The 26288-nt window shown below is 73.6% G+C and carries 25 protein-coding genes; 9 read left to right on the plus strand and 16 right to left on the minus strand.

The window, feature by feature from the left end; translation table 11 throughout:
* Positions 1–75: 75 nt before the first annotated feature.
* From ACFQ6N_RS10435 to ACFQ6N_RS10490, 12 genes are all read right to left on the minus strand, one after another.
* Positions 76–612, minus strand: a complete 537-nt coding sequence (locus tag ACFQ6N_RS10435) for an amino-acid N-acetyltransferase (protein ID WP_380648334.1) — start codon at positions 610–612, stop codon at positions 76–78.
* A gap of 9 nt (positions 613–621) precedes the next feature.
* On the minus strand, positions 622–1074 hold the full coding sequence (locus ACFQ6N_RS10440) for a BlaI/MecI/CopY family transcriptional regulator (RefSeq protein WP_380648336.1): 453 nt from the start codon (positions 1072–1074) through the stop codon (positions 622–624).
* 298 nt (positions 1075–1372) lie between these two features.
* Positions 1373–2929 carry a bifunctional lysylphosphatidylglycerol synthetase/lysine--tRNA ligase LysX gene (lysX, locus tag ACFQ6N_RS10445; protein ID WP_380648337.1) on the minus strand — a complete coding sequence of 519 codons (1557 nt, stop codon included), beginning with the start codon at positions 2927–2929 and terminating at the stop codon, positions 1373–1375.
* Between the two features lie 100 nt (positions 2930–3029).
* On the minus strand, positions 3030–3779 hold the full coding sequence (locus ACFQ6N_RS10450) for a hypothetical protein (protein ID WP_380648338.1): 750 nt from the start codon (positions 3777–3779) through the stop codon (positions 3030–3032).
* A gap of 83 nt (positions 3780–3862) precedes the next feature.
* Complete coding sequence (locus ACFQ6N_RS10455; protein WP_380648339.1) at positions 3863–4648, minus strand: type III pantothenate kinase; 786 nt, start codon at positions 4646–4648, stop codon at positions 3863–3865.
* Positions 4649–4694: 46 nt separating this feature from the next.
* Positions 4695–5666, minus strand: coding sequence for a carboxylating nicotinate-nucleotide diphosphorylase (nadC, locus tag ACFQ6N_RS10460; protein WP_380648340.1), 972 nt, complete (start codon positions 5664–5666; stop codon positions 4695–4697).
* A gap of 4 nt (positions 5667–5670) precedes the next feature.
* Entirely contained in the window at positions 5671–7365 is a 1695-nt protein-coding gene (locus ACFQ6N_RS10465) for an L-aspartate oxidase (protein ID WP_380648341.1), read from the minus strand.
* Between the two features lie 15 nt (positions 7366–7380).
* Positions 7381–7830 carry an aspartate 1-decarboxylase gene (gene panD / locus ACFQ6N_RS10470; protein ID WP_380648342.1) on the minus strand — a complete coding sequence of 150 codons (450 nt, stop codon included), beginning with the start codon at positions 7828–7830 and terminating at the stop codon, positions 7381–7383.
* A gap of 87 nt (positions 7831–7917) precedes the next feature.
* Positions 7918–8823 (minus strand): pantoate--beta-alanine ligase, encoded by a 906-nt coding sequence (gene panC, locus ACFQ6N_RS10475; RefSeq protein ID WP_380648343.1) that lies wholly within the window; start codon positions 8821–8823, stop codon positions 7918–7920.
* Positions 8824–9675, minus strand: a complete 852-nt coding sequence (locus tag ACFQ6N_RS10480; protein WP_380648419.1) for a Rossmann-like and DUF2520 domain-containing protein — start codon at positions 9673–9675, stop codon at positions 8824–8826.
* A gap of 212 nt (positions 9676–9887) precedes the next feature.
* Complete coding sequence (locus ACFQ6N_RS10485) at positions 9888–10577, minus strand: response regulator (RefSeq protein WP_380648344.1); 690 nt, start codon at positions 10575–10577, stop codon at positions 9888–9890.
* A 23-nt stretch (positions 10578–10600) separates the two neighbouring features.
* Positions 10601–11794, minus strand: coding sequence for a sensor histidine kinase (locus tag ACFQ6N_RS10490; RefSeq protein ID WP_380648420.1), 1194 nt, complete (start codon positions 11792–11794; stop codon positions 10601–10603).
* A gap of 165 nt (positions 11795–11959) precedes the next feature.
* On the opposite strand from ACFQ6N_RS10490, the gene ACFQ6N_RS10495 reads away from it, so the two are divergent.
* Together ACFQ6N_RS10495 and ACFQ6N_RS10500 are read left to right on the plus strand one after the other, a co-directional pair.
* Entirely contained in the window at positions 11960–12976 is a 1017-nt protein-coding gene (locus ACFQ6N_RS10495) for an SAM-dependent methyltransferase (RefSeq protein ID WP_380648345.1), read from the plus strand.
* Entirely contained in the window at positions 12973–14142 is a 1170-nt protein-coding gene (locus tag ACFQ6N_RS10500; RefSeq protein WP_380648346.1) for an NADH-quinone oxidoreductase subunit D, read from the plus strand. Before ACFQ6N_RS10495 ends, ACFQ6N_RS10500 begins: the two co-directional genes overlap by 4 nt.
* Positions 14143–14179: 37 nt before the next feature.
* Here ACFQ6N_RS10500 and ACFQ6N_RS10505 read toward each other — a convergent pair whose 3' ends face one another.
* A complete protein-coding gene (locus tag ACFQ6N_RS10505; RefSeq protein ID WP_380648347.1) occupies positions 14180–15076 on the minus strand; it encodes a hypothetical protein in 897 nt (298 codons plus the stop codon).
* A gap of 342 nt (positions 15077–15418) precedes the next feature.
* On the opposite strand from ACFQ6N_RS10505, the gene ACFQ6N_RS10510 reads away from it, so the two are divergent.
* From ACFQ6N_RS10510 to ACFQ6N_RS10530, 5 genes are all read left to right on the plus strand, one after another.
* The gene (locus ACFQ6N_RS10510) at positions 15419–16381 is read left to right on the plus strand and encodes a Ppx/GppA family phosphatase (protein WP_380648349.1); all 963 of its coding nucleotides are present in this window, start codon (positions 15419–15421) and stop codon (positions 16379–16381) included.
* 592 nt (positions 16382–16973) lie between these two features.
* Positions 16974–17777, plus strand: coding sequence for a sugar phosphate isomerase/epimerase family protein (locus tag ACFQ6N_RS10515; RefSeq protein WP_380648421.1), 804 nt, complete (start codon positions 16974–16976; stop codon positions 17775–17777).
* Positions 17778–17819: 42 nt separating this feature from the next.
* Positions 17820–18608 (plus strand): class I SAM-dependent methyltransferase, encoded by a 789-nt coding sequence (locus tag ACFQ6N_RS10520; protein ID WP_380648350.1) that lies wholly within the window; start codon positions 17820–17822, stop codon positions 18606–18608.
* Positions 18609–18759: 151 nt separating this feature from the next.
* On the plus strand, positions 18760–20604 hold the full coding sequence (gene ilvD / locus ACFQ6N_RS10525; protein WP_380648351.1) for a dihydroxy-acid dehydratase: 1845 nt from the start codon (positions 18760–18762) through the stop codon (positions 20602–20604).
* 91 nt (positions 20605–20695) lie between these two features.
* Positions 20696–21232, plus strand: coding sequence for a hypothetical protein (locus ACFQ6N_RS10530; RefSeq protein ID WP_380648352.1), 537 nt, complete (start codon positions 20696–20698; stop codon positions 21230–21232).
* A 4-nt stretch (positions 21233–21236) separates the two neighbouring features.
* Here the strand turns inward: ACFQ6N_RS10530 and ACFQ6N_RS10535 are convergent, their stop codons facing one another.
* Entirely contained in the window at positions 21237–22583 is a 1347-nt protein-coding gene (locus tag ACFQ6N_RS10535) for a hypothetical protein (RefSeq protein ID WP_380648353.1), read from the minus strand.
* 114 nt (positions 22584–22697) lie between these two features.
* Positions 22698–23147, minus strand: coding sequence for a hypothetical protein (locus ACFQ6N_RS10540; protein ID WP_380648354.1), 450 nt, complete (start codon positions 23145–23147; stop codon positions 22698–22700).
* A gap of 256 nt (positions 23148–23403) precedes the next feature.
* Here ACFQ6N_RS10540 and proC point away from each other — a divergent pair, with 256 nt between their 5' ends.
* Both proC and ACFQ6N_RS10550 read left to right on the plus strand, forming a co-directional pair.
* Positions 23404–24231 carry a pyrroline-5-carboxylate reductase gene (gene proC, locus ACFQ6N_RS10545; RefSeq protein ID WP_380648355.1) on the plus strand — a complete coding sequence of 276 codons (828 nt, stop codon included), beginning with the start codon at positions 23404–23406 and terminating at the stop codon, positions 24229–24231.
* 140 nt (positions 24232–24371) lie between these two features.
* Positions 24372–25610 carry an MFS transporter gene (locus ACFQ6N_RS10550; protein WP_380648356.1) on the plus strand — a complete coding sequence of 413 codons (1239 nt, stop codon included), beginning with the start codon at positions 24372–24374 and terminating at the stop codon, positions 25608–25610.
* A 40-nt stretch (positions 25611–25650) separates the two neighbouring features.
* Here the strand turns inward: ACFQ6N_RS10550 and ACFQ6N_RS10555 are convergent, their stop codons facing one another.
* Positions 25651–26178 (minus strand): hypothetical protein, encoded by a 528-nt coding sequence (locus tag ACFQ6N_RS10555; RefSeq protein ID WP_380648357.1) that lies wholly within the window; start codon positions 26176–26178, stop codon positions 25651–25653.
* Positions 26179–26288: the final 110 nt, after the last annotated feature.

A 26288-nucleotide genomic window follows, 5' to 3' on the forward strand; every position in this document is an offset into this window, starting at 1 on the left:
TAAACGACCCATTGCCTGAGGAAAGGAAAGCGCCTTTCTCCGGAAAACACAAACCCTTGACCCGCGCGGAGCGGCTCAGAGGTGCAGCAGCATGCGCGAGTTGCCCAGTGTGTTGGGCTTCACCCGCTCCAGGTCAAGGAACTCGGCGACGCCTTCATCGTACGAGCGGAGGAGTTCTTCATAGACATCCGTAGCGATCGCCGCCGGGTCTGTCGTACCATCATCGGTTTCCTGGAGCTCCCCGATCTCGACGAAACCGTGTTTCGCGAAGAACGGAACCTCGAACGTCAAGCAGAAAATCCGACGGACGCCGAGCCAGCGGGCGGTCTGCACCAGCTTCTCCAGCAGCAGATGTCCGACCCCGAAGCCCCGGCAGGACGGATCCACCGCGAGGGTGCGGACCTCGGCGAGGTCCTCCCACATCACGTGCAGGGCGCCGCAGGCCACCACGGCGCCGGTGTCGTCGCGTTCCGCGACCCAGAACTCCTGGACGGATTCGAACAGTGTGACTGTGGGCTTGTCCAGCAGAATGCCGTCGCGCGAGTAGGCGTCGATGAGCCCGCGTACTGCCCGCACGTCCGTGGTCCGTGCGCGGCGGATGGTGACCTCCATGCCGGGACGCTATCGCGTCGTGCCCGGTCCGGTCTCGCCGGTATCCGCTCCGCCGGTATCCGGTCGGTCCGCCGCGGATTCCGCGCCCGGCGGATCGGGCGGGAAGAGGGCGGCGACCCGCAACGCGTCCCGGAGTGCCTCGCGCTGCTCGGGCGACATCAGGCCGAAGAAGTGCACCAGGGCCGCCGCCGGATTGTCGCCGGTGGCCCAGGCGTCGTTCATCAGAGCCGCCGTGTACGCCTCGCGCGAGGAGACCGGTTCATATCGATAGGCCCGGCCGACCCGCTCGCGGCGCAACCAGCCCTTTCTGTGCAGCTTGTCCAGGACGGTCATCACCGTGGTGTACGCGATTTCGCGTTCCGACCGCAGATCCAGGAGAACCTCGCGAACCGTCACCGGTCGGTTCCACTGCCACACCCGGGTCATGATGGCGTTCTCAAGTTCGCCGAGTTGCCGGACCATAGTGCGGCCAGGATAGGGAGTGAATGGGGCAAATCTTGTGAAGTGCGCCAAACCGGCGCGCCGCCACCCCCGGGAATCGGGAATGGCGGCGCGCCGGTCGTTCGGGGCGGCTGACGGCGTCAGTCGCGGGTCCGCTCGCGGGTCGTCCGGGTCCGGGGAGCCGGGCCCCGTCTATCAGTCGACGTCTTCCTTGGCCTTCTGGTTCCCGCCCTGGCTGCGGACGATGGCCCGCACCAGGAACCCGAAGCCGATCGCCATGACCAGCGGTGGCACGATCGCGCTGACGTAGTCCATCAGGTCACTCCTCCTCGGTCTTCTCCGCCGTCGCGGCGGAAGCCTTCGGCTCCGGCTTCACCAGCGGGAAGAGTACGGTCTCCCGGATGTTCTTGCCGGTCAGCAGCATGATCAGGCGGTCCACGCCGAGGCCGAGGCCACCGGTGGGGGGCATCGCGTACTCCAGCGCCCGCAGGAAGTCCTCGTCCACCTGCATCGCCTCGACGTCGCCGCCGGCCGCCAGCAGGGACTGGGCGGTGAGGCGGGCGCGCTGCTCGACCGGGTCGACCAGCTCGGAGTAGGCGGTGCCGATCTCGGTGCCGAAGATCACCAGGTCCCACTTCTCGGCCACGCCCGGCACCGAGCGGTGCTGGCGGGTCAGCGGGGAGACCTCGGTCGGGTAGTCCTTGATGAAGGTCGGCCGGACGGCGTTCTCCTCCAGCAGGCGCTCGACCATCTCCAGCACGATCTGGCCGTGGCCCCAGTCCTTCTCGAACGGGATGCCGTGCGCGGCGGCCAGCTCGCGCAGCTCCTCGACGCCGGTCTCCGGGGTGACCTCGACGCCCAGGCGGGCGGAGATGCCCGGGTAGACGCTGACCTCCTCCCACGGCTCGGCCAGGTCGATCTCGTGCTCGACGCCGTGCGCGTCCACGCCCTTGATCACGGTGGTGCCCAGCGCGTCCCGGGCCGCGTTGACGATCGTCGCGCGGATCAGCTCGGCCTGGGTGTCGTAGTCGCCGTAGGCCTCGTACGACTCCAGCGAGGTGAACTCCGGGTTGTGCGTGGAGTCCGCGCCCTCGTTGCGGAAGTTGCGGTTGATCTCGAAGACCTTCTCGGCGCCGCCGACCACCAGGCGCTTGAGGTACAGCTCGGGGGCGATGCGCAGGTAGAGGTCGATGTCGTACGCGTTGATGTGGGTCCGGAACGGACGGGCGTTGGCGCCGCCGTGCACGGGCTGCAGCATCGGGGTCTCGACCTCGATGTAGCCGCGGTCCTCGTAGGTGCGGCGGATCGAGCGGACGACCTTGCTGCGCAGGTGCAGGATCTCGCGGGCCTCGGGGTTCACGATCAGGTCCACGTAGCGCTGGCGGACCCGGGCCTCCGGGTCGGTCAGGCCCTTGTGCTTGTCGGGCAGCGGCCGCAGGCACTTGGCGGTGAGCTCCCAGCGGTCCACCATCACCGACAGCTCGCCGCGCTTGGAGGTGATCACCTCGCCCTCGACGCCGACCTGGTCGCCGAGGTCGATGTCGGCCTTCCAGGCGGCCAGGCGCTCCGCGCCCAGCTTGTCCAGGGAGAACATCACCTGGAGGTCGCCGGTGCCGTCGCGCAGGGTGGCGAAGCAGAGCTTGCCGCCGGTGCGGGAGAGGATCACCCGGCCGGTGATCCCGGCGCGCTCGCCGGTCGCGGTGTCCGGCTCCAGGTCCGGGTGCTTGGCACGCAGGTCCGCGATGGTGCTGGTACGGGGGAATCCGACCGGGTACGGGTCGACGCCGGCCGCCCGGAGCCGGTCCAGCTTCTCGCGCCGGACGCGCATCTGCTCGGGAAGGTCGTCGGTCGCGGGAAGAAGACTCTGATCGCTCACCCCACAAGGGTATCCAGCCACACGCGGTGCTCCGCGACGGGATTGCGTCCGGAGGGGGGACCGCGGCGGCGCGGTCCCCCCTCCGGGGTGCTCGGGCGGCTCAGCCGGTGCCGGTGGCGAGCTCGATCTCCTCGGCGGCCGGGTCCTCCGGCGGGGCGGGCCGGGCCGGGGGCTTGGGGCGGCGGCCGAAGAGCTCGGCCGGGGTGGGCATCCGGTACGGGCGGGGCGGGATCTTCGCGGCGGCGGGCTCGGCGGGCTGCTCCGGGCGGGAGTCGGTGCTGCTCATGGTGGTCCGTCCTCCTACAGGGGTGGGGTGACTGCTGGGGGGTGCGGCGGGGCTCGGCACGGCCACCAGGTGGCGGGGCTGTCCGGTGGCGAGGGCGAGGCGTTCGCGGACGGCGGCCTCGGCGAGCGCGTGGCAGCGCCCGGCCAGGCGGGAGCGGCGCGCCCGCTCGCCCTGGCCGCAGGGCTGGCGGGTCAGCCCGCGCAGTGCGGTGAGGTCCTCGGGCCCGGGCAGGTACCCGTCGGACACGGCCTCCTCCAGCCGTTCCAGGTAGCCGGGCGCGCCGCCGGGCAGGGCCGAGCGGTAGCGGCCGAGGTCGGCGAGCAGGAAGGCGCGCAACCGGCCGCCCTCCTGGACGGCCTCGTCGATCGCCTCGGTCAGACGCAGCGCGTCCTGGACGTCCTCCGCCCACAGTTCGGCGCCGGGCCCGGCGAGGGCCGGCCGGTCGGGCCGCTGGAGGTGGACGGGGACGGCGGGGTGCAGGGCTTGGGCGAGGGCTCGGCGCAGCACGCGGACTTCGTCGGCGCTGAAGGCCATGCCGCCGCGCGATCCGTGTGGCGTAGGCATGGACTGACACTACGTGACGAATATCCGATTTGTCGGTAACGTCGCGTCGAACCACCCGCGGTCGGCCCGACGGGCGGAGCCGGTCAGCTCGGGCGGTTGCGTTCGTAGACCAGGCGCAGGCCGATGAGGGTGAGCCAGGGCTCGTGGACGTCGATGCTGGTGGCCTCGCCGAGGACGAGGGTGGCGAGGCCGCCGGTGGCGATCACCTGGACGTCGTCCGGGTCCTTGGAGAGTTCGCGGGCCATCCGCTCGACCAGGCCGTCGACCTGGCCGGCGAAGCCGTAGAGGATGCCGGACTGCATGCCCTCGACGGTGTTCTTGCCGATCACGTTGCGCGGGCGGGCCAGCTCGATCTTGCGCAGCTGGGCGCCGCGGACGCCGAGGGCCTCGACGGAGATCTCGATCCCGGGGGCGATCGCCCCGCCGACGTAGTCGCCGCGGGCGTTGACGGCGTCGAAGGTGGTCGCGGTGCCGAAGTCGACCACGATGCACGGGCCGCCGTAGAGGTGGTTGGCGGCCAGGGCGTTGACGATCCGGTCGGCGCCGACCTCCTTGGGGTTGTCCATCAGGACGTGCACCCCGGTCTTCACGCCGGGCTCCACGATCACCGCGGGGACGTCGCCGTAGTAGCGGCGGGTCACCTCGCGGAGCTCGTGGAGCACGGCGGGAACGGACGAGCAGATCGCCAGGCCGTCCACCACGGCCTCCTTGACCGCGGTGTGGTTGCCCATCAGGCCCTGCAGCAGCACCGCCAGTTCATCGGCGGTGCGGCGCGGATCGGTCGAGATCCGCCAGTGTTCCACCACGTCCTCGCCGTCGAACAGGCCGAGTGTGGTCTGGGTGTTGCCGACGTCGATGGTGAGGAGCATGGGGCGCTTTCTGCGAGTCGGGACGGGCGGCGCGCTCGACCTGGGGTCAGGCGCGCAGGTCCAGGCCGATGTCCAGGATCGGCGAGGAGTGGGTGAGCGCGCCCACGGCCAGGTAGTCGACACCAGTCTGGGCGACCTCGCGCGCGTCGGCCAGGGTCAGTCCGCCGGAGGCCTCCAGCTTGGCCCGGCCGGACACCAGGGCGACGGCCTCCTTCAGCAGGTCGACGGTGAAGTTGTCCAGCAGGATCAGGTCGGCCCCGGCCTCCAGCACCGGCGCGATCTGCTCCAGGGTGTCGACCTCGACCTCGACCGGCAGGTCCGGGTACGCGGCCCGGACGGCCCGGAAGGCCTCGGCCACGCCGCCGGCCGCGACCACGTGGTTGTCCTTCACCAGGGCGGCGTCGGACAGCGCCATCCGGTGGTTGGCGCCGCCGCCGCAGCGCACCGCGAACTTCTCCAGCGCGCGCAGGCCCGGCGTGGTCTTGCGGGTGTCCCGGACCACGGCGCCGGTGCCCTCCAGGGCGTCCGCCCAGGCGCGGGTCGCGGTGGCGATGCCGGACAGGTGGCAGAGCAGGTTGAGCGCGCTGCGCTCGGCGGTCAGCAGGTCGCGGGTGCGGGAGCGGACCGAGAGCAGGACCTGGCCGGCCGCCACCCGGTCGCCGTCCTCGACGTGCCGCTCGACCTCGAACTCCTCCTCGCAGACCAGCGAGACGACGGCCTCGGCGATCCGCAGGCCGGCCACCACGCCGGCCTGGCGGGCGGTGAAGTCGGCGGTGGCGACCGCGTCGGCGGGCACGGTGGCCACCGAGGTGACGTCCTCGCCGCCGGCCAGGTCCTCGGCCAGGGCCAGGGTGGCGATGTCCTCGACCTCGACCGGGTCCAGCCCGGCCTGCTCCAGCAGCTCGGCGAGCTGCGGGTCCAGACCGGTCTCGTAGCCCTCGCCGTCCCCGCAGGCGCAGCCGTCGCCGCAGCCGCCGCCCTGGTCGGCCAGGGGGAGTTCCTCGTGGGAGTGGGTCATGGTTCTACTGCTCCTCAGGGGTGCTGACGGGGCCGCCGGCGGCGGCGAGGGTGGTGATCAGGTGGCGCCGCCAGTGGGCGTCGTCCCGCTCGGGGAAGTCCTCGCGCCAGTGGCAGCCGCGGGTCTCCTCGCGCTGCGCGGCGGCGGCGACCAGGGCGGTGGCGACCAGCAGCAGGTTGGCGGCCTCCCAGGTCTCGACCCGGGGGTCGGCCGGCTTCTCCTCGGCGAGGTGCGCGTACGACTGCTCGGCGATCAGGGCGAGCCCGGCCGCGGCGCCGGCGATCGAGTCGGCCGAGCGCAGCACGCCCGCGCCGCGCGACATCAGCCGCTGGATCTCCGCGCGCGCCTCGGACGGCGGCAGCGGCACGGCCTGCGCGGCCCGCGCGGCGGCCACGTCCACGGTGCGCTCGGGCAGCTCGCCGGCCGCGTGCCGGCCGGCCAGGTCGGCGGCGATCCGCTCGGCGAAGACCAGGCCCTCCAGCAGCGAGTTGGAGGCCAGCCGGTTGGCGCCGTGCACCCCGGTGCAGGCGACCTCGCCGCAGGCGTACAGGCCGGGGACGTCGGTGCGGCCGTGCCGGTCGGTGCGGACGCCGCCGGAGGCGTGGTGGGCGGCCGGGGAGACCGGGATCGGCTCGGTCACCGGGTCGATGCCGTGCGCGCGGCAGGAGGCGAGGATGGTGGGGAAGCGGTGCTCCCACATCTCGGCGCCGAAGTGCCGCCCGTCCAGGTACATGTGCTCGGCGCCCTGCTCCTGCATGCGCCGGGTGATCGCCTTGGCGACGATGTCGCGCGGGGCCAGCTCGGCCAGTTCGTGCTGCCCGACCATGAAGCGGACGCCGTCCGCGTCGACCAGGTGGGCGCCCTCGCCGCGGACCGCCTCGGAGACCAGCGGCTGCTGGCCCTCGGCGTCCGGGCCCAGCCAGAGCACGGTGGGGTGGAACTGGACGAACTCCAGGTCGGCGGCGGCTGCGCCGGCCCGCAGGGCCAGGGCCACGCCGTCGCCGGTGGAGACCGCCGGGTTGGTGGTGGCGGAGAAGACCTGGCCCATGCCGCCGGTGGCGAGCACCACCGCGCGGGCCCGGACGGCGCCGACGCCGTCGCGCTGGCCCTCGCCCATCACGTGCAGGGTCAGCCCGGCGGTGTGGCCCTCGGCGTCGGTCAGCAGGTCGAGGACGAGCGCGTGCTCGATCAGCTCGATGCCGCCCGCGGCCAGGGCCGCTGATGTCGCTGTGGTGCGGACGGCGGCGACCAGGGCGCGCGATATCTCGGCGCCGGTCGCGTCCCCGCCCGCGTGGACGATCCGGCGGCGGTGGTGGCCGCCCTCGCGGGTCAGCAGGATCTCGCCGTCCTCGCCGCGGTCGAACGCGGCACCGACCGCGATCAGCCGGCGGACGGCGTCCGGGCCCTCGGTGACCAGGGTGCGGACGGCCTCCTCGTCGCAGATCCCGGCGCCGGCCACCAGGGTGTCGTCCAGGTGCTGCTCGGGGGTGTCCCCCTCGCCCAGGGCGGCCGCGATGCCGCCCTGGGCCCAGCGGGTGGAGCCGTCGTCCAGCATCGCCTTGGTGACCACCATGGCCCGCAGGCCGGCCTTGCGGACGTTGAGCGCGACGGTGAGGCCGGCCACTCCGGAGCCGACCACGACCACGTCGGTGGTCGCGGTCCAGCCGGGGGCCGGGGCGGTGAGGCGGTGCGTGGACATGGGTGGCTGGCTCCTTCAGCGCGTGGCGGCGGTGGCCGCGCCGTTGCCGCCACCGTACGCCGCGTCCCCGCGCAGCAGTCCGGTGCCCTCCTGGGCTTCGGCGGGGTCGCCGCCGAAGCCGGTGATCCGGTTCCGCTCGTCCACGAAGACGACCTTCGGCTCGTAGCCCTTGGCCTCGGCCGTGTCCATCTGCCCGTAGGCGATCAGGATGACCAGGTCGCCGGGGTGGACCAGCCGGGCGGCGGCACCGTTGATGCCGATCACGCCGGTGCCGCGCGGGCCGGCGATGGTGTACGTCTCCAGCCGGGCGCCGTTGTTGATGTCGACGATGTGGACCAGCTCGCCGGGGAGCAGGTCGGCGGCGTCGAGCAGGTCCTCGTCCACCGTGACGGAGCCGACGTAGTGCAGGTCGGCCTGGGTCACGGTGGCCCGGTGGATCTTGGACTTGAGCATGGTGCGGAGCATGGGGTCACGCCTCCTGTGAGTGCATGCCTGAAGGGGTGGTGCTGCCGGCCCGGCGGGTGCTCCCGCCGGACCGGGCGGTGAACGGGTTCAGCGAACGATGATGCCGACGTTGTCGATCAGACGGGTCGAGCCCACCTGCGCGGCGACGGCCAGCACCGCCTCGCCCTGGAAGTCGTCCGCCGCCTCCGAGAAGGCGTGCGGGTCGATCAGGGCGAGGTAGTCCAGGGTGACGCCCTCGGCGCCGTCCAGGACGGCCGCGGCGGCCTCGCGGACCGCCTTCGGGCCCTGCGCGGCGACGTCCCGGCCGGCGAACAGCGCCCGGGACAGCGTGAGGGCGTGGCCGCGCTCCTCCTCGGAGAGGTAGCGGTTGCGCGAGGACAGCGCCAGGCCGTCCTCCTCGCGGACGGTCGGCACGCCGACGATCTCGACGTCGAAGTCCAGGTCGGCGACCATCCGCCGGATGATCGCCAGCTGCTGGGCGTCCTTCTCGCCGAAGAGCGCGAAGTCCGGGTCGGTGATGTGCAGCAGCTTGGCGACCACGGTCAGCACGCCGTCGAAGTGGCCGGGCCGGGTGGCGCCCTCGTAGCGCTCGCCCATCGGGCCGGCGGCCAGGCGCACCTGGGGCTCGCCGTTCGGGTAGACCTCGTCGACGGACGGCGCGAACACCACGTCGGCGCCGTTCTCCTCGGCCAGCTTCACGTCGGCGTCGAGGGCGCGCGGGTAGCGCTCCAGGTCCTCGCCGGGGCCGAACTGCAGCGGGTTGACGAAGACCGTCACCGCGACCCGGCCGTCCCGGCCGACCTGCTTGCGGGCGGCCCGGATCAGCGCGGCGTGGCCCTCGTGCAGGGCGCCCATGGTCATCACCACGGCGTTGTCCACCGGCTGCTCGTCCGGCCAGAACGCGGCCTCGAAGTCGTCCACGGTGTGCGTGACGATCGCCCGGTGGACCTTCGGCGTCTTCTGGGGCTTGCTCGGCTGCTTACCGCGTGCCATCTAGCGCTTCTCCTCGTTCAGTACGTCCAGCAGCGCCGCCGCCGACGTGTCGTCGATCGTTCCGTTGGCGAGCGCCCGCTGCGCGGTGGCGCGGGCCATCGCGCGGTAGGCCGCCGGGATGTCCGGGGACACCGTACTGAGCTGCGCCAGGTGGCGCCGCACGGTGCCCGCGTCGCCCCGGGCGACCGGGCCGGTGAGGGCCGCGTCGCCGGAGCGCAGACTGTTGTCCAGGGCGGCGCCCAGCAGCGGGCCGAGCATCCGGCCCGGTTCGGCGACGCCCGCCGCGCGCAGCAGCTCCATCGCCTGCGCCACCAGGGTGACCAGGTGGTTCGCGCCGTGCGCGAGGGCGGTGTGGTAGAGCGGGCGGACCTCCTCGGGCACCCACTCGGGCTCGCCGCCCATCTCCACCACCAGCGCCTCGGCGACCGGCCGCAGCTCCGCGGGGGCGGTCACGCCGAACGGGCAGCCGGCCAGCCGGTCCAGGTCGACCGAGGTGCCGGTGAAGGTCATCGCCGGGTGCAGCGCCAGCGGCAGTGCCCCGGCCCGGACGGCGGGCTCCAGGACGGCGACGCCGTGCGCGCCGGAGGTGTGCACGACGAGCTGCCCGGGGCGGACGGCGCCGGTGGCGGCCAGCCCGGCCACCAGGTCGGCGAGCGCGTCGTCCGGGACGGTCAGCAGCACCAGGTCGGCGGCGGCCAGCACCTGCGGCGGGGTGACGATCCGCACGCCCGGCAGCAGCGCGTCGGCACGGCGGCGGGAGGTGGCGGACACCCCGGAGGCGGCGACCACGGTGTGCCCGGCGAGCTGCAGCGCGGCGCCCAGCGCGGGGCCGACCCGGCCGGTGCCGACCACGCCGACGGCGAGCCGGGCCGGACGGTTGCCGGGGTCCTGGGGGTTCCCGGCGGGGTCGCCGAAGCCGTCGGCGAACGGGGCGAACTCGCCGGAGCCGGCGAAGTCGGACGGATCCACGCATCCACCCTTGTCCTGAATGACCGTTCCGGTCCACTCCTCGGGTACCGGACGTACCGCCCCAGTCTACGGTCGGCGCCCGGACGCCCGGGAGCTCAGTCGGTGGCCCCGGCCCGGATCAGCCCGGCCTCGTACGCCAGCACCACGGCCTGGACCCGGTCGCGCAGGTTGAGCTTGGCCAGGATCCGGCCGACGTGGGTCTTCACGGTGGCCTCGGACAGGACCAGCCGGGCCGCGATCTCCCCGTTCGACAGGCCCTGGGCGACCAGCAGGAACACCTCCCGCTCGCGCTCGGTCAGCGGGCCGAGGACGTTCGACCCGGGCGCGCTCTGCGGGGTGGGCAGCACCTCGGCGAAGCGGTCGATCATCCGGCGGGTGGTGGTCGGGGCGACCACCGCGTCCCCGCCGTGCACCGCGCGGATCGCGGCCACCAGCTCGGTCGGCGGGACGTCCTTGAGCAGGAAGCCGCTGGCGCCCGCCTTGAGCGCGGCGAACGCGTACTCGTCCAGGTCGAAGGTGGTGAGGATCAGCACGTGCGGGGCGTCCGGCAGCGGGCTGCCGTCCTCGGCCAGGCAGATCCGGCGGGTCGCCTGCACACCGTCCAGGCGCGGCATCCGGACGTCCATCAGGATCACGTCCACCTTGGTGTGCCGCAGCTGCTCCACGGCCTGCGCGCCGTCACCCGCCTCGGCGGCGATCTCGATGTCGCCCTGCGACTGGAGGATCATCCGGAAACCGGTGCGCAGCAGTTCCTGGTCGTCGACGAGCATCACGCGGATGGTCAAGGTGGGCTCCTTGGGTACGGGGGTCAGTGGGCGGCCTTGAGCGGCAGGACGGCGCGGATCCGGAAGCCGCCGCCGGGGCGGGGGCCCACGTCGAGGCTGCCGCTGACCATGCCGACCCGTTCGCGCATGCCGATCAGGCCGTGGCCGAGACCGTCCTGGCCGCCGGCGGCCAGCTGTTCGTCGGTGCTGCCGCGCCCGTCGTCCTCCACCAGCACGGCCAGCTCGCGCTCCCCGAAGTCGACCGCGACCCGGGCGTGCACGTCGGGGCCGCCGTGCTTGCGGACGTTGGTGAGCGCCTCCTGGACGATCCGGTAGACGGTCAGCTCGACGCCGCGCGGCAGCTCGCGCGGGTGCCCGGACGTCGCGTAGTCCACCTGGAGCCCGGCCGTGCGGACCTGCTCCAGCAGCTCCGGCAGCTCCTCCACGCCCGGCTGCGGCACGTACTCCTCGGCGGTGCCGGCGGTGCGCAGCACACCGAGCAGGCGGCGCATCTCGACCAGCGCCTGACGGCCGGTGGAGGCGATCGTGCCGAGCGCCTCCTTCGCCTGCTGCGGGGAGTTGTCGAGGACGTACGCGGCGCCGTCGGCCTGGACGATCATCACCGACACATTGTGCGCCACCACGTCGTGCAGCTCGCGGGCGATCCGGGCCCGTTCGGCGGCGACCGCCACCTTGGCCTGGGCGTCCCGCTCGCGCTCCAGCCGGGCGGCGCGGTCCTCCAGCTCGGTCAGGTAGGCGCGGCGCACCCTGGTCAGCCGCCCCCAGGCCCAGCAGAGGATGAACGGCGTGCTCATCAGCAGCATGATCAGCGCCGCTTCGCCGACCGCGTACGGGCGGGAGACGTAGTGGTCGGCGCTCTCGCGGACCGTCTTCATCGGGTTCATCTGCCAGAACACCAGCGGCCCGGCGGACAGCCCGGCGGTCAGCGCCAGCCGGGAGGTCCACTTCTGGCCGAAGGCGGCGCCGGTGTAGGCGAAGACCAGGTAGGCGATGGAGGAGCCGCCCGGTTCGACGTCGGCCAGCACCTGGCTGACGCCGAGGCCGGTGGCGGCGGCCACGGTGACGTCGGGGTAGCGGCGGCGGAAGACCATCAGCGCGGGCAGCAGCAGCGCGACCAGGATGTCCGCGTCGAGGCGCCAGCCGTCGTCCGGGAGGTTGTCGTTCGGCAGCAGGCCGAGGACGAGCACGATCGCCGCCCATGCGGCGTCGACCACCATGGGGTGACGGCGGAGCCAGGCGTTGAGTCGATGCACGTGTCCAGCGTAGGCAGTCGCTCCGTGTGCCCAGGTCCGCCGGTAGGGCGATCCGTCCTACTCCGTAGGTCGGAGAAGCCCCGGCTCCGATTGGGAGGGGTCACCCGCGTCCGGGTACCGTCCCGCCCCATGACTTGGATGCGGTGGGCACCCGCCATGGACCGGGCCCTGTACGACCCCGACCAGGGCTTCTACCGCAGGCCGGAGGGCCCGGCCGGGCACTTCCGCACCTCCGTGCACGCCTCGCCGAGGTTCGCCCGTGCGGTGGCCCGGCTGCTGCTGGAGGTTGACGCGGCCCTCGGCCGTCCGGAGGAGCTGGCCTTCGTCGACGTCGGGGCCGGGCGGGGCGAACTGCTGGCCGGCGTCCTGGCCGAGCTGCCCGGCGAGGTGCTGGCGCGGCTGCGCCCGTACGGCGTGGAGATCGCGGAGCGCCCGGCCGGACTCCCGTCCACAGCCCTGTGGACGGACGAGGTGCCGCGCGGCCTGACCGGGCTGCTGTTCGCCAACGAGTGGCTGGACAACGTGCCGCTGGACGCCGGGGAGGTGGACGAGGACGGGGTGCTGCGCTACCTGGAGGTGCACACCGCGACGGGCGAGGTGCGCCTCGGCGCGGAGGTGCCGGCGGCGGAGGCGGCCTGGGCCGAGCGGTGGTGGCCGGTCTCCGTGCCCGGCGAGGTGGTGGAGTTCGGCGGGCCCCGGGACGCGGCCTGGGCGCGGGCCGTCGCCGGGCTGGAGCGCGGCCTCGCCGTCGCCGTCGACTACGGGCACACGGCGGGGCGTCGGCCGCCCTTCGCCACCTTCGCCGGCTTCCGGGACGGCCGGGAGGTGGCCCCGGTGCCGGACGGCTCCTGCGACGTCACCGCGCACGTGGCCCTGGACTCCGTCGCCGTCCCCGGTCTCCACAGCCTGTGGACGACGCAGCGGGACGCCCTGCGCGCGCTCGGGGTGAGCGGCGGGCGCCCGCCGCTCACCCTCGCCACCACCGACCCGGCGGCCTACCTGCGGGCGCTCGGCGGGGCGGGGGAGGGCGCCGAGCTGACCGACCCGGCCGGGCTGGGCGGGTTCGGATGGGTCTTGCAGGCCGTCCGCATGCCGGTACCGACGAGCCTGGCGGCCCTGCCGGGATGGCAGACTCTGGGGTCATGAGGGAGACCACGGTCGGCATCGGGGCGGGCGCCGAGAACGTCACGGGCGGGGCGGGCACCACCGACATGGTGCTCAACATCGGCCCGCAGCACCCGGCCACGCACGGAGTGCTGCGGCTGCGGCTGCTGCTCGACGGCGAGCGCATCGTCACCGCCGAGCCGGTGATCGGCTACATGCACCGGGGCGCGGAGAAGCTCTTCGAGGCCCGGGACTACCGGCAGATCATCATGCTGGCCAACCGGCACGACTGGCTCTCCGCCTTCTCCAACGAACTCGGCGTCGTCCTCGGCGTCGAGCGGATGCTCGGCATGGAGGTCCCGGAGCGGGCGGTGTGGGTCCGCACCCTGCTTGCCGAGCTCAACCGGGTGCTCAACCACTTGATGTTCCTCGGCTCGTACCCGCTGGAACTCGGCGGGATCACCCCGATCTTCCACGCCTTCACCGGCCGCGAGGACCTCCAGCACGTCCTGGAGGAGGCCTCCGGCGGCCGCATGCACTACATGTTCAACCGGGTCGGCGGCCTCAAGGAGGACCTCCCGGCCGGCTGGCTCGGCCGGGTCCGCACCGCCGTCGCCACCGTCCGCTCGCAGCTGCCGGTCTTCGAGGACCTCGTCCTCGGCAACGAGATCTTCCGCGCCCGGACGGCCGGCGTCGGCGTCCTCACCAAGGCGCACGCCCAGGCGTACGGGGTCAGCGGCCCGATCGCCCGGGCCAGCGGCCTCGACCTCGACCTGCGCCGCGACGAGCCCTACCTCGCGTACGGCTCCGAGGAGTTGCGGCAGGTGCTCACCGTGGTCACCCGGGAGGAGGGCGACTGCCTGGCCCGCTTCGAGTGCCTGCTGGAGCAGACCCTCAACTCGCTGGACCTCGCCGACGCCTGCCTCGACAAGCTCGCCACCCTGCCGCCCGGCCCGGTCAACCAGCGGCTGCCCAAGGTGCTCAAGGCGCCCGAGGGCAGCACCTACGCGTGGACCGAGAACCCGCTCGGCATCAACGGCTACTACCTGGTCTCGCGCGGCGACAAGACGCCGTGGCGGCTCAAGCTGCGCTCGGCGTCCTTCAACAACATCCAGGCGCTGACCGAGCTGCTGCCCGGGACCCTGGTCGCGGACATGGTGGCGATCCTCGGGTCGATGTTCTTCGTGGTCGGGGACATCGACAAGTAGGGCCCGGGGGCAGTGCTCCCCGGGCCCTCCGGGAGGGTCAGCCCTTCTTCTTCGGCTTGGGCGGGTCGGCCGGGTGCGGCGCGATCCTGCGGTCGCCCTTGGTGGCGATCCGCTCCTCGCACAGGCGGGCCAGGACGTCGTACCCCGCCCGGCCCATCAGCTCGGTGAGCTCGGGGCGGTAGCTGACGTACACCGGCTCCGCGCCCTGGTGGGCCGCCGGGGCGCCGGTGCACCACCAGTGCAGGTCGTGGCCGCCCGGGCCCCAGCCGCGGCGGTCGTACTCGCCGATCGACACCTGGAGGTAGCGGGTGTCGTCGGGGCGGTCGATCCAGTCGTAGGTGCGGCGGATCGGCAGCTGCCAGCAGACGTCCGGCTTGGTCTCCAGCGGCTCGCGGCCCTCCTTGAGGGCGAGCGCGTGCAGGGCGCAGCCGGCGCCGCCCGCGAAGTCGGGGCTGTTCACGAAGATGCAGGCCCCGCCGACCCGGCGGGTCTGGCGGTCGCCGTCCTCGTCCAGCATGGTGACGCCGCCGTCGGAGACGATCCGGCCCTTGGCGTCGGTGCCCTGGGCGAAGTTCTCCCACAGCTCGGGCGTCAGCCGCTTCGCGTGCGACAGGACGCGCTTCTCGTCGTCCTCGTCCGAGTAGTGCGCGCCCAGGGTGCAGCAGCCGTCGGACTCGCCGCGGCCCTCCCGGATCCCGTGGCAGCCCTGGCCGAAGACGCAGGACCAACGGGAGGTGAGCCAGGTGAGGTCGCAGCGGAAGACCTGCTCCTCGTCGGCGGGGTCGGCGAACTCGACCCAGGCGCGCGCGAAGTCGAGCGGGACCTCGTCGCGCGGGATCTCGCGGCGCAGGGTCGGCATCGCGAGGTCGACGGGGGCGGGGGAGGCCTCGGGCCTCGCCTTGGCCTTCTTCTTGGACGTTTCTGCTGGTGCCACCCGGCAAGGGTAGAGCTTTCGCGGGGGCGGTGACGGGCTGCGGGGCGGGGCGGGGCCGACCACGGCTCCGCGCCCGCCCGTCCGGGTGCGGCACGCCGGTCGGGCCCGGACGGCAACCGGCACCGGACCAGCGGGCTTTCGGACGGCCGGGGGCATCCGGCGGGAGGGCCGCCGTCGGCTCCGGAGAAGCCCTCCGCCGGCCGGTGCCGGACCGGTTTCGGCCCCGCCCCCCGGGGCCGTCGACCCCTACCGCCGCGGACCGGCGGCGGGACGGCCCCGGACCAGCGCGAATACCGCCGCAACCCCCCTTGCCAGGGCCCGGATCGCGTAGCGTGGAGAGTTATGCGACTCGGTGTTCTCGACGTAGGTTCCAACACGGTCCACTTCCTCGTGGTGGACGCCCATCCGGGCGCGGCCCCGCTGCCCGCGTACTCCCACAAGGCCGAACTGCGCCTGGCCGAGCTGCTGGACGACGACGGCGCGATAAGCGAGGCCGGGGTCGAGCGGCTGGTCGGCCACATCGCCTCCTCGCTGCGGGTCGCCGAGGACAAGGGCGTCGTCGACATCCTGCCGTTCGCGACCTCCGCCGTGCGCGAGGCCGCCAACGGCGAGCAGGTGCTGCGCCGGGTCGCCGCCGAGACCGGTGTCGAGCTGCGGGTGCTCTCCGGGCAGGACGAGGCGCGGCTCACCTTCCTGGCCGTCCGCCGCTGGTTCGGCTGGTCCTCCGGCCGACTGCTCAACCTGGACATCGGCGGCGGTTCGCTGGAGATCGCCTGCGGTCTGGACGAGCAGCCGGACGTCGCCTCCTCGCTGCCGCTGGGCGCCGGGCGGCTGACCGCCCGCTGGCTGCCCGGGGACGTCGCCGACCCGGACGGGCTGCGCGAGCTGAGACGCCACATCCGGGCCGAGATGGCCACCGTGGTCGGTGAGATCGCCCGGCTCGGGCCGCCGCAGCACGCGGTCGCCACCTCCAAGACCTTCAAGCAGCTGGCCCGGATGACCGGCGCCGCCCCCGCCGACGCCGGTCCGTACGCCGACCGCCGGCTGACCCGCAGCGGGCTGGCCGCCTGGGTGCCGCGGCTGTCCGCGATGACGGTCGCCGAGCGCGCGCAGATCCCCGGTGTCTCCGAGGGCCGGGCCAAGCAGCTGCTGGCCGGAGCACTGGTCGCCGATGCCGCGATGGACCTGTTCGGCCTGGACGAGCTGGACGTCTGTCCGTGGGCGCTGCGCGAGGGCATCATCCTGCGCCGCCTGGACGCCATGGACAGCCCCGCCGACCGGCGCCGGCCGGCGCTCACCCCGTAGGAGCGGCACCGGGGCGTGTCAGGACGGCGTCAGGACGTCGTCCCGTTCGGGGCGCGCTCCGCTTACGCTGTCTCCCGTGGTGCAACCAGCGGACGAGGACGGGACGCGGGAGGGCCGCGCTCCCGGGGACGGGCAGCCGCGGCCGGGCGGGTCGCGCCGTCGGCTCGGCAAGGCGGTCAAGGGCGCCACCGCGGCACCGGCCGCCGAGGCCGTGAAGGCCGTGAAGGCCGCCGAGCCGGCCAAGACGAGCAAGCCGGCCAGGACGAGCAAGCCGGCCAGGACGAGCAAGCCGGCCAGGACGAGCAAGCCGGCCAAGAGCGCGAAGGCCGTCAAGGGCGCGAAGGCCGTCACGCGCACCGCCAGGAAGGCCGCACCCGCGAAGACCGCCCCGGCGACGGCCCCCGCCCCCGCCCCCGCCCCCCGCAAGGCCGCCGCCAAGGCGGTGCCGAAGGAGACCCGCACCGCCCGGGCCGCCGGCGCCGCCAAGGCCGCCGTCCAGTCGGTGCGCTCGGTCAAGGCCGCCCGCCGGGACGCCGCCCGCCCGCCGCTGCTGCGCACCACCGACCGGCTGGTGCTGCCCCAGCACCCGGCCCTGCACATCCCCGACACCAAGGTGGTCCTGTCCACCGCCTCGGTGTACCCGGCGAGCACCGCGGTGGCGTTCGAGCTGGCCGCCAAGCTGGGCTACGACGGGGTCGAGGTGATGGTCTGGAACGACCCGGTGAGCCAGGACATCGAGGCCCTGCGCCGGCTCTCCGACGCGCACCGGCTGCCGATCCTGGCCGTGCACGCGCCGTGTCTGCTGATCACCCAGCGGGTGTGGAGCACCGACCCGTGGACCAAGCTGGTCCGGGCCCGGGCGGCGGCGGAGAAGCTCGGCGCGAGCGCCGTGGTCGTGCACCCGCCGTTCCGCTGGCAGCGGCAGTACGCCCGGGACTTCGTGGCCGGCATCAACCGGATGGCGGGCGAGACCGACGTCCGCTTCGCCGTCGAGAACATGTACCCGTGGCGCTACCGCGACCGGGAGGTGCTGGCGTACTCGCCCGGTTGGGACGTGACGGACGAGGAGTACCGGCACTTCACCATCGACCTCTCGCACGTCGCCACCTCCCGGATCGACACCTTCGCCATGGTCGAGCGGATGGGCGACCGGCTCGCCCACGTCCACCTGGCCGACGGCAGCGGGTCCGGCAAGGACGAGCACCTGATCCCGGGCCGGGGCAAGCAGCCCTGCGCCGAGCTGCTGGAGCACCTCGCCCGGACCGGCTTCGACGGCCACGTGGTGCTGGAGGTCAACACCCGCCGCTCCGCGTCCCCCGCCGAACGCGAGGCCGACCTGGCCGAGGCGCTGGCGTTCACCAGGCTGCACCTCGCCACCCCGTCGCGCGTACGCTGACCGGCGGGGACGAGAACGGAACTGCCGTACCGAGGGGGAGAAGTGTCGAACGGTCAGAGGTTCAGCGAACTCCGCGACTTCCGTGAACTCGCCGGCAGCTTCGGCTCGGTGGCCACCGAGTACGACCGCGGCCGCCCCGGCTACCCGGCGGAGCTGTTCGACGAGCTGGAGCGGCTCTGGGGCCACGGCCTCAGGGGCGCCAGGGTCCTGGACGTCGGCGCGGGCACCGGCATCGGCACCCGGCTGCTGGCCGCCCGCGGCGCGGACGTCGTCGCCGTGGAGCCCTCGGCGGAGATGGCCGCGCGGCTCCGGGCCGTCTCGCCGGGGCTCCCGCTGGTCCGGGGCGGGGGCGACGACCTGCCCTTCCACGACGGCTCGGCCGACCTGGTCACCTACGCCCAGGCCTTCCACTGGACGCGGCCCGAGCGGTCCGTCCCCGAGGCGGTCCGGGTGCTGCGGCCCGGCGGCGCCCTCGCCACCTGGTGGAACATGTTCGACGAGTCCGTCCCGTGGGTGCGCGCCCGGGACGTGCGGCTGTCCGAGGCGCTCTCCGGCCGCTACCACGGGTACGGCCGGGTCGACGAACTGACCGCCCCCTTCGCCGCCGCCGGGCTGCGGGTCTCCCGGGTCAGGCTGGACTGGCAGCGGGAGATCCCGGTCGAGCAGGCGGTCGACAACCTCACCTCCCGCTCCTTCTTCGCCGCCCTGGCCCCCGAGCGGCGCGAGCCGCTGATCGCCGTCGAACGCGCGGCGCTGCTCGCCGAGTTCCCGGACGGACGGGTGGTCGAGCCGTACGTCGTGGACCTGACGGTGGCCACCACCCCGGAGTGACCCGGCGGGCCCGTGGCCCCACCGGCCGGATGACCGCATCGCGGACGGCCTGTCCGCCCGCCGGACGGCGGGCGTAGGCTCGGTAGCCACAGCGGCCCCCGCACCTTCCACCGGCGGGGCGCCGGCGAGAGCCCCGAAGGAGTGGAGCACAGTGCCCGAGCTGAGGTCCCGTACGGTCACCCACGGTCGCAACATGGCAGGCGCCCGGGCGCTTCTCCGGGCCGCCGGCGTAGCCCGCGAGGACTTCGGCAAGCCGATCATCGCGGTCGCCAACTCCTTCACCGAGTTCGTCCCCGGCCACACCCACCTCCAGCCGGTGGGCCGGATCGTCTCCGAGGCGATCAAGCAGGCGGGCGGCATCCCGCGCGAGTTCAACACCATCGCCGTGGACGACGGCATCGCGATGGGCCACGGCGGCATGCTCTACTCGCTGCCCTCGCGCGACCTGATCGCCGACTCGGTCGAGTACATGGTCAACGCGCACTGCTCCGACGCCCTGATCTGCATCTCCAACTGCGACAAGATCACCCCGGGCATGCTGATGGCCGCGCTGCGGCTGAACATCCCGACCGTCTTCGTCTCCGGCGGCCCGATGGAGGCCGGCAAGGCCACCCTGGTCGACGGCACCGTGCGCAAGCTCGACCTGGTCGACGCGATCTCCCAGGCGGTCAACGAGAACGTCTCCGACGAGGACATCGCGATCATCGAGGAGAACGCCTGCCCCACCTGCGGCTCGTGCTCCGGCATGTTCACCGCCAACTCGATGAACTGCCTCACCGAGGCCATCGGCCTCTCGCTGCCCGGCAACGGCTCGGTGCTCGCCACCCACACCGCCCGCCGGGCGCTGTACGAGCGGGCCGGCCGGACGGTCGTCGAGATCACCCAGCGCCACTACGCAGGTGACGACGCCTCGATGCTGCCCCGGGCGATCGCCACCCGCGCCGCCTTCGAGAACGCGATGGCCCTGGACATCGCCATGGGCGGCTCGACCAACACCATCCTGCACCTGCTCGCCGCCGCCCAGGAGGCCGAGCTGGACTTCGACCAGCGGGCCATCGACGCGATCTCCCGCAAGGTGCCCTGCCTGTCCAAGGTCGCGCCGAACGGCTCGTACTACATGGAGGACGTCCACCGCGCGGGCGGCATCCCGGCCATCCTCGGCGAGCTGCACCGTGGTGGCCTGCTGAACGAGGACGTCCACACCGTGCACGCCGACTCGCTCGCCGAGTGGCTCAAGACCTGGGACGTGCGCGGCGGCTCGCCCTCCGCCGAGGCCGTCGAGCTGTGGCACGCCGCCCCCGGCTGCGTCCGCTCCGCCGAGGCCTTCTCCCAGTCCGAGCGCTGGGACACGCTGGACACCGACGGCGCCAAGGGCTGCATCCGCAGCGTCGAGAACGCCTACTCGGTCGAGGGCGGCCTGGCCGTGCTGTACGGCAACCTCGCCGAGGACGGCTGCATCGTGAAGACCGCCGGCGTGGACGAGTCGATCTGGACCTTCAGCGGCCCGGCCGTCGTGGTCGAGTCCCAGGAGGACGCGGTCGAGGCGATCCTGGCCAAGCGGGTCAAGGAGGGCGACGTCGTCGTCATCCGCTACGAGGGCCCCAAGGGCGGCCCGGGCATGCAGGAGATGCTCTACCCGACCTCCTTCCTCAAGGGCCGCGGCCTCGGCAAGGCCTGCGCGCTGGTCACCGACGGCCGCTTCTCCGGCGGCACCTCGGGCCTGTCCATCGGCCACGCCTCCCCGGAGGCGGCCTCCGGCGGGACGATCGCCCTCGTCGAGGACGGTGACACCATCGCCATCGACATCCCCGGCCGGACGATCTCCCTGGAGGTCCCGGACGAGGTCCTCGCCGAGCGCCGCCGCGCCCTGGAGGCCTCGGGCGGCTACCGCCCCAGGAACCGGGAGCGCCAGGTCAGCCAGGCCCTGCGGGCGTACGCCGCGATGGCCACCTCCGCCGACAAGGGCGCCGTCCGGGACGTGACCAAGCTCGGCTGAGCCCGGTCCGGACCACCCACGGCGCGGGCGCCGTCCCGCGGGCCGGGACGGCGCCCGCGCCGTACCCGGCGCCCGGGTGATAATCGACGGCGTGAGCGAGCAGCCCCCCACCCCCACCCCCGCCCCCAAGCCCGCCGGCGCCCCCGAGCCGGAGCCGATCCGCTGGTTCGGCACCAGCTGGCTGAACCGGGACGGCGGCTACTGGCCGCGCCGGATCGGCGTGTCCGTCGGCGCCCTGGCCGCGACCGCCGCCGCCGTGCTGCTCCTGCGCTTCGGCGTCGAGGGCATCGCCGTCTCCGACAGCGGGACCTTCCTCAACGTGCTGCTGACCGCGGCCATCGCGATCTGCTCGATGATGTCCGTGCGGCGCACCTGGAAGGTGCTCACCGAGGGCAAGGACCAGCTGACCGGCTGGATGGCCGAGGACAAGTCGCTCGGCGCGGTCTGGCTCATCGGCGGGGCCGGCGCCCTGGCCGCCTACTTCGCCCGCAGCCTGGTCGAGGCCCCCGGCGAGGCCGTCCGGCGCGCCGCGCACGAGCGGGCCGTCGCCCAGTACGAGAAGCGCCAGGCGGGCCGCAGCGGCCGGCCCGGCACCAAGGTGCCGAGCCGGGCCAAGCGCAAGCGCTGACCGGTCAGTTGCGGCTGATCGTGCCGCACTCGTCGGTCTGCTGGATGTCCTTGCTGCGGTCGTACGGGTCGACCGCCGGACCGGTCGGCCGGGTGCCGGGCGCGTCCGCAACCGCGAACTGGTCGAACTGCGGGTGGAAGAAGCCGTCGTAGACGTCGCAGGCCGAGTTGGCCGGGTCGGTCTGGTTCTTGGCGTACACGAGCTTCTTCGGCTGGACCCGGTAGCGCCCCGGGTCGTAGAAGCGGAAGGTGTCCACCCGGCGCACGATCGTGCGGGTGGTCCAGGTGTCCCCGGCCACGTCGGCCGCCGGGACGAGCAGACCGGCCGGCTTGGCCGTGCCGTCCTGCCGCGAGGGCGGCTTGGTCGGCTGCGGGGCGCGGGTCGTCGGCTGGGGCGCCCCGGCCCGCTTGGCGGCCTCCGGGCCGGGGCGCAGCGCGTACACGAAGCTGAAGTCGGTGTGGATCAGGACGCCCTTGTCCCCGTCGCCCTCGAAGCTCATCCGGCCCTGGACCTTGACGACGTCGCCCACCGGGATCGCGTCGCGCGGGTCGAAGCGGCTGAACCGGCCGGTCGGGTCCTGCTCCTTGGAGGGGTGCTCCACCGCCGTTCGCGCGCTGTCCTGGTCCTCCCGCTCCAGCAGTGCCAGGGCGGCGTCCGGGCGGCCGCCCGCGACCACCGCCGGGTCGAGGTTGGCGGCGGCCAGGTAGTCCCGGACCGAGGCGAGCTGGGCGGCCACCTGCTCGGTGGAGAAGACGCCGGTGGCCTGGGCCTCGGGCAGGACGAAGGCCTCGGCGCCGTTCGGCCAGCCCTCGGCGGGGGAGCCGGCCCAGGGGTGGTCGACGGTCGGCTGCTGCTCGTCGACCTTCGGCGGCGCGGTGGTCGGCTTGGCCGTCTCGGGGGCGACGGTCGGCACCGGCGCGTGGGCCGAGGAGGGGCCGCCGACGTGGTCCGCGAACCAGCCGCGCAGCCCGTCGATGTTCAGTGCGGCGAGCAGGACGGCGACGACCAGCACGACGTAGAGCGGCGTGCGCCACCCGGCGCGGCGGCGCGGGCGCGGGTTGCCCCAGGGGTCGACGGCCGGGGGCTTCGGCTTGCGGCCGAAGCGCCGTGCGGGCGCGGGGCCGTCGTTGACCGAGCGGCGGCCGCCCGGGTCGACCGGCGGGGTGTGCTTCCACCGGGCGGCGAGCATGCGGGTCCGTCCGCTCTGCTCCTTGACGGTGGCGTCGCGGACGAACTCCTCGTCCAGGACGAGGTCGGCGAACGGGTCCTTCCCGCCCCTTCCGGACAGGTCGGACCCGCCCGGCTCGTCGCCCCCGGAGGGGCGCGGTTCCGGATCTTCGGCTATCGGCATCGCGCCAGTATGACGACGGGGTGTGACGATACGTCGATCGGGGGCACACCATGTGGTGAACTCGTGCGCGCCGGGGTGCGGCCCACCCCGTCCCGTCCGGAACCGCGCCGGTGCTCAGCCCTTCTCGCGGGCCTGCTTGACCGACCCCACCACCCCGGCGATCGCCAGCAGGAGGCCGGCCGGCAGCAGTGAGATGAAGAAGGAGCCGAACAGGCCGGTGTCGCCGAGGAACACCTGGGCCAGCGTGTTCAGCACCAGCAGCCCGCCGGCCGCGGGGAGCGCCGACTGCCACGGGTGCTCGTTCGCCCAGCGGCGCAGCCGTCGGTCGGTGGTGTCGCGGCGCAGTTGCCCGCCGACGGTGCCGACCAGGAAGAAGAAGAACAGGGCCCAGCCGGCCGGACCGGCCAGCATGCTCAGCGACCAGCCGCCGGAGATCGCCTCGATCCCCAGGGCGGTCGCCCCCACCACCGCACCGACCCCCGCGGCGGTCCGCCACGGGCCCACGGTCGCCGAGGCGACGGCGAGTTGCCGGTTCTCACGTCGGGACATTTCGTCGTGTGCCATGGCTCCACGGTGCGCCTGCCAGGAGCCGGGGGCCATAGGGGAACCCCCTGGTTTTCTCCCTAGGGGCGAATCGTCTCCGGAACCGGTCCGGTAGCCGCTTCCGGGAGCCGTTTCCGGGAACCGGCAAGAGCCGCCGGGAGGCGCCGTGGAGCCGCCCGGGAGCCCCGGCGGGCCCGGCGACCACGGACCGGACGGTCCCGCCGACGGCCCGCGCGCGGTGCGAGGATGGCCGCAGTACCGAGGCAAGGAGCGGACCATGGGCAACAGCGCGGCACACGGACAGAAGATCGCCTTCCTGGGCACCGGCAAGATCGGCGAGGCCCTGCTCTCCGGTCTGCTGCGGGCCGGCAAGGACCCGGCGGACGTCCTGGTGACCGCCCGCCGCCCCGAGCGCGCGGCCGAACTCGCCGCCCGGTACGGCGTGGTGGCCGTCTCCAACGCCGAGGCCGCCAAGCTCGCCGACACCCTGATCCTCGCGGTCAAGCCGCAGGACATGGGCACCCTGCTGGAGGAGCTGGCCCCGCACGTCAGCCCGGACCGGCTGGTGATCTCGGCGGCGGCCGGCGTGCCGACCGCGTGGTTCGAGGAGCGGCTGGCGGCCGGCACCCCGGTGGTCCGGGTGATGCCCAACACCCCGGTCCTGGTGGACGAGGGGATGAGCGTCATCTCGGCCGGTTCGCACGCCGGCGAGGAGCACCTGGTGCGCGCCGAGGAGATCTTCAGCTCGGTCGGCAAGGCGCTGCGGCTGCCCGAGTCCCAGCAGGACGCGGCGACCGCGCTGTCCGGCTCCGGTCCGGCCTACTTCTACTTCCTGGTCGAGGCGATGACCGACGCCGGGATCCTGCTCGGCCTGCCCCGGCAGGTGGCGCACGACCTGATCGTGCAGTCGGCGATCGGCGCCTCGGTGATGCTGCGGGACTCCGGCGAGCACCCGGTGAAGCTGCGCGAGGCGGTCACCTCGCCGGCCGGCACCACCATCTCGGCCATCCGCGAGCTGGAGAACCACGGGGTGCGGGCGGCGCTGCTGAGCGCCCTGGAGGCGGCCCGGGACCGCTCCCGGGAGCTGGCCTCCGGCGGGAAGTAGGCCGCGGCGCCCGGGGCGGGAGCCTCACGGAAGTCCCGGGCAGAAGTCCCTGCGCGACCCCTCCCGCAATCGCGGCGCACCGCCTACGCTCTCGCCAACATCGTTCTACCGGTCGGTAGCGAGGTTGCCGGGAGGCCCGTGTGGAGGTCCGTATCAGTGCCGCGCCGTCCGTGGCCCCGCCCGGTCTGCGGGTCGGGCGGGCCGCGCTCGCGGTCAGCTTCCTGCTCCAGGGCGTCACCTTCGCGCTGCTGGTCACCTGCATCCCGGAGATCCAGCACCGGTACGGGCTGAGCGACGGGCTGCTGCCGGTCTTCCTGGCCGCCGTGCCGGTCCTGGCGGGGGTCGGCTCGATCGTCTCCGAGCGGCTGGTGAAGCGCACCGGCGCCCGGGCCGTGCTGCGGGTGGTCCAGCCCGCCGTCTGCCTCAGCCTGGCGGCCGTCGGACTGGGCGGCGCGCTGTGGCAACTGGCCCTCGCCCTGGGCGCGTTCGGGCTGCTGGTGGGCGGCCTCGACGCCAGTATGAACATGCTCGGGGTGGGCCTCCAGCACCGCTACGGGCGCTCGATCATGATCGGTTTCCATGCCGCGTTCAGCCTCGGCGGCATCGTCGGCGCGGCCCTCGCGGGCCTCGGCTCGCACTACGACCTGGGGCTGCCGGTGCTGTTCGGCACGGCCGCCGCGGTGATCGCCCCGCTCGCGGTGCTCACCGGCACTTTCCCCCAGCCTTCGGCCGGGGGGACCCCCACCGCCGGCCCGGCCGAACTCGGCGACGCCGTCCGGGAGGCCACCGAGGCCGCCGCCCGGTCCGTCCCGTGGCGGCCGCTGCTGCCGCTCTGCCTGGCGATGGCCTTCGCGTACATCGCCGACGCCTCGGTCTCCAACTACAGCGTCAAGTACCTCACCGACGGACTGGGCAGCCGGGAGGACCTCGCCAAGCTCTCCTACCTCGGCTACATGGTCGCGATGCTGCTCGGCCGCGCGCTGGGCGACCGCGCGGTGCAGCGCTTCGGGGCCGTCCCGGTGGTCCGCGGCGGGGCCGCGCTGGCGGCGCTCGGCTTCGGGGCGGCCGCGGTCGCGCCCGCCCCCTGGGCGGGCATCGCCGGGTTCACGGTGCTGGGCTTCGGCATCTGCGCGATCATCCCGCAGGTCTTCGCGGCGGGCGGGCGGCTCTTCCCGGCCGACTCGGACGCCGCGGTGGCCCGGCTCAACCTCTTCAACTACGTGGGGTTCCTGGTCGGTTCGCCGCTGGTCGGGGCGATCGCCGACGCGAGTTCGTACCGCTGGGCGCTGCTGGCCCCGATGCTGCTGGTGCTCGCCGTCCTGCCGCTGGCGGACCGCTTCGCCCCGGCGCCCGTGTCGGTCCCCGTCCCCGCCGGGTGACGGCGGGGACAGGGCTGGGGTGGGGGGTGGGGGAGGCGGGTCAGACGCCGATGGTGGTCTGCAACTCGGGCAGGCCGCTGTAGTAGCCCTCGTCCCTGGCCGTGGAGGGGCCGTTCACCTGGCCGAACTCGTAGTGGACGTACGGCGCCCAGTTCAGCGTGCTGGTGGACGTGTTTCCGGGCCAGTTCGGGGAGATCTGGACGGTGAGCGTGACGGTGCGGGTCGCGCCGGGGGCGATCGGGGCCAGGAAGTGGAAGTTGGCGTTGTTCCCGTTGGTCGTGCAGTCGACGGTGTCGCCGGAGCAGCCGACGACCGTGTAGATGCCGGTCGCCTGGTTGGACGGCCAGGTGGGCTGGATGAACTCGTAGGCGAAGAAGATGTCGCTGGTCTCGGTGTTGGTGAGGGACAGCGTCAGGGTCAGCTGGTCACCGGGCTTCGCCGTCTTCTTGTCGACGGAGAAGGCGATACCGCTGACGGTGGCGGAGGCCGGCTGGGCGGCAAAGAGAAGACCAAGTCCCAGTATTGCAGCGAGAATTACCCCAAGGCGTTGCACGCTGAATGGCTTCATGGCGGAGAGGATAGGGATTCGTAAAGCCTTTGTCTGTACCGCCTCGACAACTCCTCTCCACAGGTACCCCACACGTGCCGCGCCGCCGGGCCGCGGCCGCCGCCCCGGCG

It is taken from the genome of Kitasatospora sp. NPDC056446, from assembly GCF_042796115.1.
GTDB lineage: Bacteria > Actinomycetota > Actinomycetes > Streptomycetales > Streptomycetaceae > Kitasatospora.